This is a genomic window from Bacillus sp. FSL R5-0434 (genome assembly GCF_038004745.1).
In the GTDB taxonomy this organism is placed as follows: Bacteria; Bacillota; Bacilli; order Bacillales; family Bacillaceae; genus Bacillus; species Bacillus halotolerans.
Genome location: NZ_JBBORV010000001.1, coordinates 1,956,215 through 1,965,707, shown reverse-complemented (window position 1 = coordinate 1,965,707; position 9,493 = coordinate 1,956,215). Strand labels below are relative to the sequence as shown.

The 9,493-nt window shown below is 45.4% G+C and carries 6 protein-coding genes; all 6 read left to right on the top strand.

What is annotated here, in order from left to right; all coding sequences use genetic code 11:
- Positions 1-15 precede the first annotated feature (15 nt).
- The 6 genes from fenB (at position 16) to NYE43_RS09950 (ending at position 9,480) form a co-directional block, all read left to right on the top strand.
- Positions 16-3,840 carry a fengycin non-ribosomal peptide synthetase FenB gene (gene fenB, locus NYE43_RS09975; protein WP_341061733.1) on the top strand — a complete coding sequence of 1,275 codons (3,825 nt, stop codon included), beginning with the start codon at positions 16-18 and terminating at the stop codon, positions 3,838-3,840.
- A gap of 123 nt (positions 3,841-3,963) precedes the next feature.
- On the top strand, positions 3,964-4,356 hold the full coding sequence (locus NYE43_RS09970) for a DUF1360 domain-containing protein (protein WP_010334451.1): 393 nt from the start codon (positions 3,964-3,966) through the stop codon (positions 4,354-4,356).
- Positions 4,357-4,500: 144 nt separating this feature from the next.
- Positions 4,501-6,036 carry a glycoside hydrolase family 10 protein gene (locus tag NYE43_RS09965; RefSeq protein ID WP_341061732.1) on the top strand — a complete coding sequence of 512 codons (1,536 nt, stop codon included), beginning with the start codon at positions 4,501-4,503 and terminating at the stop codon, positions 6,034-6,036.
- A 300-nt stretch (positions 6,037-6,336) separates the two neighbouring features.
- A complete protein-coding gene (locus NYE43_RS09960) occupies positions 6,337-6,567 on the top strand; it encodes a TetR/AcrR family transcriptional regulator (RefSeq protein WP_049809933.1) in 231 nt (76 codons plus the stop codon).
- 79 nt (positions 6,568-6,646) lie between these two features.
- Positions 6,647-7,789: an acyl-CoA dehydrogenase family protein gene (locus NYE43_RS09955; RefSeq protein WP_095713939.1), complete on the top strand. Its 1,143-nt coding sequence runs from the start codon at positions 6,647-6,649 to the stop codon at positions 7,787-7,789.
- 41 nt (positions 7,790-7,830) lie between these two features.
- Positions 7,831-9,480 (top strand): AMP-binding protein, encoded by a 1,650-nt coding sequence (locus NYE43_RS09950; protein ID WP_095713938.1) that lies wholly within the window; start codon positions 7,831-7,833, stop codon positions 9,478-9,480.
- The last annotated feature ends 13 nt before the right edge of the window (positions 9,481-9,493 follow it).

The window sequence follows — 9,493 nt, the reverse complement described above, 5'->3', positions numbered from 1 at the left end:
AAAGGTGCAGGCGATATGGTTAAAACCAAAAAAATCAAGAACATTTATCCTCTGAGCCATATGCAGGAGGGAATGCTGTTTCATTCCTTCCTCCATAAAGAGGAGGGAGCTTATGTTGAGCAGTCGCTCTTTACGATAAAAGGAAGCCTTAGCTATGAGATGTTTCAGCGCAGTATTCAAGCCATCATCGACCGCCATGATATTTTCAGAACTGTATTTCTGCCGCACGTCCCCAATCTGTCGGGGCCTCGGCAGGTCGTGATGACAGAACGGAAATTCCATTTGCACACTGAGGACATTTACAGCCTGCAAACGAATGAGCAGAATGATTATATTGAACAGTTTAAGGAGAAAGATAAGAAAAAAGGGTTTGATTTGCAAAAAGACATGCTGATGCGGATTTCTCTGCTCAAAACAGCGGAAAATGAGCATGTCTGTGTCTGGAGCCACCATCACATCTTAATGGACGGCTGGTGTCTCGGAATCATTCTGCAGGAATTTATGCAAATCTATCAATCTATCCATACAGGAAATCACCTTGCTTTGGAGCCTGTTCGCCCCTACAGCACGTATATTTCTTGGCTGACAAAACAAGACAAAGAAACGGCAGCAGACTACTGGCGTGCTTATCTGAAAAATTACAGCACCCCCTCACAGCTGCCTCGGGTGACGGACAGAGAAGCAAAAGAAGGGTATTACCGTGAAGAATTAATTTTCACTCTGAATCAAAAGCTGACGGACAAGCTGAAAGAGACTGCCAAACAAACAGGCGTCACGCTTGCCACCTTTATTCAAACGGTCTGGGGTGTCATGCTCCAGCGCTACAACCGAACGGACGATGTCGTTTTTGGCGCGGTCGTTTCAGGCAGACCATCTGAAATTCCGGGTGTTGAGTCAATGATCGGATTGTTTATCAATACAGTTCCGGTTCGTGTTAAAACAGGCAAAGAAGAAACGTTTGCAGAACTGCTCAGCCGCTGTCAACAAGATATGCTGGACGCTGAGCCGTTTACCTGCCATCCTTTATTCGATATTCAGGCAAACACCGCCTTAAAACAGGAACTGATTGACCACATTATTGTCTTTGAAAATTATCCGTTACAGCAAAAAATGGCTGACTCAGCTGATCAGATTGATTCACCTCTGCAAATAGACAATGTAAAAGTGTCTGAACAGTCAGGATACAATTTCAACCTTGTCGTTGCTCCGGGTGATGAACTCGTCATCAAGTTCAGCTATAATGCGCACGTGTATGATGCTGCCTGGATGACCTGTATCCAAAGACAGCTGACACAAGCGTTACAAGCAGCTGCAGATCACCCTGACATTCCCGTTGCAGACTTTTCCTTTCTTGATCCGAAAGAAAAAGAGCAGATTTTAACACAATGTAATGACACTTCGACGGCGTATCCGAAAAACAAATCAGTGATAGATATATTCCGCGAACAGGCAGTAAAAACACCGGATCAAACAGCTCTGGTTTACGGAAATAGGTCCATTTCGTATCGTGAACTCGATCAAAAATCGGATGCACTGGCCAGAACATTGTATGAAAACGGGCTGCGCCGGAACGGAACAGCCGGTATTTTGTCTGGTCATTCTCCTGAATTCATCATTAGTGTACTGGCTGTTTTAAAAGCAGGGGGGACATACCTTCCTCTTGACGCGGAGCTTCCGCCTGAACGGATCAGCTATATGCTCGACGAAACAAAAGCCGCTATGCTGATTGTTCAAAAAGGACTGGAGCCAAACACAGCGTTTGCTGGAACCTTCATTTCTGCAGATGCAGAGGCGATGATTGAAGAACATACGAAACCTTTGGAAATCGTCACTGGCCCGGATGATCTCGCGTACATCATGTATACTTCCGGTTCGACAGGCCGGCCTAAAGGCGTTATGATTACCAATCGCAATGTCGTGTCCCTTGTTTGCAACAGCAATTACACATCAGCTTCTGTAAATGACCGGTTTATCCTGACAGGGTCCATCAGCTTTGACGCCGTCACCTTTGAAATGTTTGGAGCGCTTTTAAAAGGAGCAACTCTGCATATCATTGATAAATCAACAATGCTGACACCAGATCGTTTTGGCGCGTATTTAATTGAAAACAACATCACAGTGCTGTTTTTGACAACCGCTCTTTTTAATCAGCTGGCACAAGCTCAGGCTGACATGTTTCGCAGGCTTCATACGCTATATGTCGGGGGCGAAGCGCTGTCACCTGAGCTTATAAACGCTGTCAGGCGCGCGTGTCCGAAGCTTTCGCTTTATAATATCTATGGACCGACAGAAAACACGACGTTCTCAACCTTTTTTGAGATTAAAAGAGACTACGCCACTCCCATCCCGATCGGGAAACCGATCAGCAATTGTACCGCTTTCATCTTAGATGCAAAAGGATGTCTCTTGCCAATAGGCGTTCCCGGAGAGCTATGTGTCGGCGGTGACGGGGTGGCAAAAGGCTATTTAAACAGAGATGATGTAACAGCTGCCGTTTTTTCTTCTGATCCTTTCATACCTGGAGAAAGAATATACCGTACCGGTGATTTGGCGCGGTGGCTGCCTGATGGGAACCTAGAATATATCAGCCGGATTGACAGACAGATTAAAATTCGCGGAAAACGGATTGAGCCCGCTGAAATTGAAGCGCGGATGTTAGAAATCGAAGGGGTACGTGAAGCGGCAGTTACTTTGCTGGAAACAGATGGAGAGGCGCAGCTATACATGCATTATGTTAGTGATGAAAGCAGAAACGAAAAGGAAATTCGCGCTGCATTAGCACGAGTGCTTCCTGACTACATGATTCCGCAGCGCTGGGTTCGAGTTGACCGTATGCCGCTTACCGGAAACGGAAAAATCAATCGCAGCGCACTCCCTGTTCCAGAAAACGAGTCTGAAAATCGTCAGGACCTCACACCGCCCAGAAACTGGGTCGAACAGGAATTGGCGCAAATTTGGAAAAGCGTACTCGGCGTTAAAACGATCGGAATACATGATGATTTCTTCGGTCTTGGCGGACATTCACTAAAAGCGCTTCAAGTGATACACATGCTTAAACATCATCAGCATATTGATATACCGATTGATGTCTTATTCGAAAATCCGACGATCGCCCAGCTTGCGGAAAAGCTTTATTCTAATCAGCTGTCAGCGGCCGGTGAACAGCATGTGATCCAACTGAACCAGCAAGGCGGAAAAAACCTGTTCTGCTTCCCGCCGATTTCAGGCTTCGGGATTTATTTTAAAGACCTGGCATTGCAGCTGAATCACAAAGCAGCCGTGTATGGCTTTCATTTTATTGAGGAAGACAGCCGCATTGAACAATACGTCAGCCGCATTACCGAAATACAGCCAGAAGGGCCGTACGTTCTATTAGGCTACTCCGCGGGCGGAAACTTGGCTTTTGAGGTCGTACAGGCTATGGAGCAGAAAGGACTAGAAGTCAGTGACTTCATTATCGTAGACGCCTACAAAAAGGATCAGTCTATAACAGCAGATACCGAAAACGACGACTCAGCCGCATACCTGCCAGAAGCAGTCAGAGAAACAGTGATGCAGAAAAAAAGGTGCTATCAGGAATATTGGGCTCAGTTAATAAATGAAGGCCGTATCAAGTCAAACATTCATTTCATTGAAGCTGGCATTCAAACCGAAACGAGCGGGGCTATGGTATTACAGAAATGGCAAGACGCCGCTGAGGAAGGCTATGCCGAATACACCGGGTACGGCGCGCACAAAGACATGCTGGAAGGTGAATTTGCTGAAAAGAATGCAAATATTATCCTCGATATTTTAGACAAGATCAATTCAGATCAAAAAGTGCTGCCAAATAAACATTAAACAAATACTTGCCGGACAGAAGCGTATCTCTGTCCGGTTTTCTTTTTGCAAGAGAGTCGCGCATAAGAATGGATGCAAAAAAGCGGGGAATGATAACATCATCCTTTTTCTTGGAGGCTTGTCATGGAACATCTTTCTTGGCTTACTTTTTTTATGCTGATACTGGCGAGTTACAGGCTGACACACTTAATTGTATTCGACAAAATTACTGAATTCATCCGAAAACCTTTTATGAAAAAGAAAAGAACCGTTGATGCAAACGGGCATGTGAATGAAAAAAACGTGCCGGCCTCAAACTTTGGCTATATGTTAAATTGCTACTGGTGCGCGGGCGTTTGGTGTGCCATCCTGATCGGGCTTGGCTATCTTTTTTTACCTGATATCGCTGTTCCGGTGATTTTCATATTATCGATCGCAGGCGCACAGGCCATTCTTGAATCAGCTGTCGGCGTCGGCGTAAAACTCGTAGACGTGTTAAAAAGTGTCCAAATTCTCATAAATGATAAAAAGTCCTAAAGCAGGGTAAAGAGGCTTCGGGACTTTTTTACGTTCAGCCGGTTATAAATCCGGTTTCTTCAATCCGATTAAGCACCCTTTTACAGCCCGGGAATACCGTAATAACGAATAGTGAAAGCGATGTAATGGGGGAGAAGAAACAGAATGAAGGGTTGTCAAAAGCCGATTGTACGTATTCTTGTCAGCTTGCTCATCGGAACGTTAATCATATCGGTTCCTTATCTGGCCAAAGCACAAACGGACAGGGAACTGAGAGCCGTATGGATTGCATCCGTACTAAACCTTGATTGGCCGTCAAAAAAAGGCTTATCGATTGAAGCGCAAAAACAGGAGTATCTCAGCCTGCTGGATGACGTTCAGTCAATGGGAATGAATGCCGTCATCGTTCAAATTAAGCCGACGGCCGATGCCTTTTATCCGTCCGCTTACGGGCCTTGGTCTGAATATTTGACTGGTGTTCAAGGAAAAGACCCAGGTTATGATCCGCTCGCTTTTATGATTGAAGAAGCCCATAAACGAAATCTTGAATTTCACGCTTGGGTTAATCCTTACCGCATTACGATGAACCATACAGATCTCAATAAATTGTCTGATGATCACCCGGCAAGAAAGCATCCGGACTGGGTCGTGGCTTACGGTAAGCAGCTTTATTATAATCCCGGCATCCCTGAAGCGAGGGATTTTATCATCAAAGGCATTGAAGAAGTCGTAAAGCATTATGACGTTGATGCCGTTCATATGGATGATTATTTTTACCCTTATAAAATAGCCGGACAGGAATTTCCTGATACCGTACAGTATGAACAATACGGGAAAGACACGTTTCCCGATATTGATGACTGGCGAAGAGATAATGTAAACCAGCTTGTCAGCCAAATCAATCAAACAATCAAAGCTGAAAAACCATATGTCAAATTCGGCATCAGTCCATTCGGTGTATGGAGAAACGCAGAAGACGACCCAACCGGATCGAATACCAAAGCAGGTGTCAGAAATTATGACGACCTTTATGCAGATACGAGACACTGGATCCAGCAAGGCGACATCGACTATATTGCCCCGCAAATTTACTGGAGCATCGGCTTCAACGCAGCCGCTTATGACGTGCTGGCTGATTGGTGGAGCAACGAGGTCAAAAACAGACCCGTTCATTTATACATCGGGCAGGCAGCCTATAAAATCAATAACAATTTTGACCCGCCTTGGTCCGACCCTGAAGAATACGCCAGACAAATCAATCTCAACCGTCAGCTGGAGCTGGTGAAAGGAAGCATGCATTTCAGCCTTAAAGACCTCAATAAAAATCCGCTCGGCATCAAAGACAGACTCATCACCGACCTGTACAGCAAGCCTGCATTGGTACCCGAAATGCCTTGGCTCGACAGCAAAGCGCCGAAAAAACCGAAACTGACCAAAGTAACCGCAGACGATAACGGAAACCTCCTGCACATACAAGACCACTCATCAAATCGAAAAACAAAGGAAACAGCCTATTATGCGATATACAGGGCTGAAGGAAAACAGGAGCAAACATTGCTGGCCACAGCAAGAAAAACAAACGACAAGCAAACCTTCCTGGATGACACGGCAGAACCAAATAAAACATATACGTATTATGTCACGTCCGCAGACCGGCTTCATAACGAAAGCAAGGCCTCGAAAAGAAAAATAAAACAATAGCCCGCAGAGACGGCTGTTTACTAGCCGTCTTTTTCAACAAATTGCGTTTTTATGAATGAGACAAGAAACGTATTGCCGGTGCTGAATTATCTGTATTGGAAACTGAGCATTTCGTATTAAAAAAGATCGAAGAGGCACACTTGCAAAATATATTTTCAATCTATGAACATGACGAAGTATTTAAAAACTGCGGCATCATTCCTAAACATAAGATAAAGACAGTACATAAAATGATTAGCCATTTTGAACGAGATTATCAGAAAAAAGTGGGGGATTTATGAGAAGTATCAAGGGACTACAATGACGTTAAAATCAGTTGCCGAACAAGCAAATGTCACGCAAGGAACCGTTTATTATCATTTTCGCACAAAAGAGAACCTGATGCTGGAGGTGGTTCGTCATGTGTGCGACAGTTCATGGGCAAACGTAAAGAACAATCAGCGTCCGCCAACCGAAAAGCTAAAATCAGCAAAAGCCCGAACGAAGGAAAATGCTTATTATCACCGGTTAATTTTAACGCTGACGTTTTAATTTTCAGACTTCTTTTGTCAGGGAATGATTCCTGAATTCACTTAATAGGATGTTACAAAGATGTGAAGGAGGAAACCAAGTGAATTTTGAGCTGACAAAAGAACAGCAAATGGTTCGTGAAATGGTAAAGGATTTTGCAAAGAGAGAAATTGCTCCTCACGCAGAACATGTAGATCAAACGGGTGAATTCCCGATACAAACGTTTCAAAAAATGGGTGATCTCGGACTGATGGGCATCCCCTTTCCTGAGGAATATGGAGGATCAGGCGGAGATACGATTTCCTATGCCTTAGCTGTTGAAGAAATCGGCAAAGCATGCGGCAGTACAGGATTAAGCTATGCAGCTGCAGTTTCACTCGGTGCAAGCCCTCTATATTACTTCGGGACAGAAGAACAAAAACGGGACCATTTGATTCCTCTGGCTTCCGGAAAAGCACTCGGATCATTCGGCCTGACAGAACCAAATGCCGGCTCTGATGCAGGAGGCACGCAAACGAAAGCGGTGATAGATGGTGATGAATATGTGATTAACGGCGAAAAATGCTGGATCACAAATGCCAGCTATGCACGTACGGTGATTGTGACGGCAGTGACAGGCAAAAATGAGAGCGGAAATAATATCATCTCCGCATTAATTGTTCCGACAGACACACCCGGCCTTACCATAACGAGCCCGTACGATAAAATGGGCGTGCGCGGATCAAATACAGCGGAAATTTTGCTTGAGGATGTCCGTGTACCCGCAAGTTACCTGCTCGGCGACCCTTCAAAAGGATTTAAACAGTTTCTTCATACCCTGGATGGCGGACGCATTTCAATTGCCGCTCTTGCAGTCGGCATTGCCCAAGCGGCACTTGAAGCCTCCTTAGCCTATGCGAAAGAACGAAAGCAGTTCGGACAGCCGATCTCTTCCTTTCAGGCCATTCAGTTTAAACTTGCCGACATGGCGATGGAAATCGATCTTGCCCGGCAAATGGTATTAAAAGCTGCCTGGCTGAAAGATCATAAGCGCCCGTTTACGAAAGAAGCGGCTTATGCCAAGCTGTTTGCCTCTGAAATGGCAACAAGGGCATGCAACCAAGCGATTCAAATCCATGGCGGTTCCGGCTACATGAGAGAATATGCGGTTGAACGGATGCTGCGGGATGCAAAATTGATGGAAATTGGAGAAGGCACATCAGAAATTCAGCGTATCGTGATCGCCAGACAGCTTCTAAAATAAAATGTAAACGCTTTCTAATCTCGTGAAAGGAGGACCGACACATGTCTGAACTCATCCATTGCACAATCGGCAGGCTGCTGGAACAAACGGCAGCAGCCTATCCTGATCAAGAAGCGGTTGTCTATCCCGACCGGAATCTCCGCTATACGTACGCGCAATTCAACAGGCTGTGCCGCCAAACCGCTAAAGGGCTCATGGGGATGGGAATTAGAAAGGGAGACCACGTGGCCATATGGGCCTCGAATATACCGGAATGGCTTGCTGCTCAATTCGCCACCGCAAAAATCGGGGCTGTGCTCGTTACCGTAAATACAAATTACCAATCCCAAGAGCTTGATTACTTGCTGAGACAATCAGATGCGGATGCACTTATCGTCATGGATTCATATCGCGGCACTTCTTATACAGAGATCCTGAACAGCTTAATTCCCGAGCTGAAGGAAGCAGAGCCCGGGCAGCTGCAATCAGAACGCTATCCGTGTTTAAAAACATTGATTTATATCGGTGAAAAACGTTTACCTGGTATGTATCATTGGGACGATACAGAGATGTTGGCACAAACAGTGTCAGATGCCGAGCTGGAAGCAAGAATGAGCAGCCTTGAAAAAGATGATGTCATTAACATGCAATACACGTCAGGAACGACAGGATTTCCTAAAGGAGTGATGCTGACTCATTTTAATGTCATCAACAACGCCGCAAATATCGCTGAATGTATGAAATTAACCTCATCTGACCGCATGTGCATTCCGGTTCCGTTTTTCCATTGCTTCGGCTGCGTGCTTGGCGTTTTGGCATGTGTGTCCGTCGGAGCAGCCATGGTACCTGTTGTAGAATTTGAACCTGCTACAGTCCTTACAACGGTTGAAAACGAGACATGCACAGCACTGCACGGTGTACCGACGATGTTTATCGCGGAGCTTCATCTTCAAGATTTTGATTCTTATGATCTGTCATCGTTGCGAACAGGCATCATGGCAGGATCATCCTGTCCGAGTGAGGTGATGAAAGCTGTCATTGAAAAAATGGGCATGACAGACATCACAATCGCCTACGGACAAACGGAAGCTTCGCCGGTGATCACACAAACAAGAGCTAATGATTCCTTCCAAAGAAGAGTGGAAACAACCGGCCGAGCCTTGCCAGAGGTCGAAGTGAAAATTGTGGAGCCCGGCACGTTTAATGAGGTTCAAAGAGGCGTACAGGGAGAGCTTTGCACCCGCGGCTATCATGTGATGAAGGGCTATTATAAAGACGAAGAAGCTACCCAAAAGGCAATCACCCCAGAAGGATGGCTATTTACCGGTGATCTCGCTGTGATGGATGAAGACGGATACTGCCGCGTCAACGGGAGATTAAAAGACATGCTCATCAGAGGCGGTGAAAACGTTTATCCGAGAGAAATAGAAGAATTTTTATACCGTCATCCTAATATTTTAGATGTACAGGTAGTTGGTGTGCCTGACGAAAAATACGGGGAGGAGGCAGCTGCCTGGATTAAGCTGAAAGAGGGAAAAACAGCTTCACCCGAAGAGCTGAAAACCTATTGCAAAGGGAAAATCGCCCGCCACAAAATTCCGCGTTATTTCATCTTTACAGACGAGTATCCTATGACGGCCTCAGGCAAAATTCAAAAATACAAGCTGCGTGAAAAAACGATTCAGCTGTTTCACTTACCATCAAGTCAATGAGGGGTGATTTCAT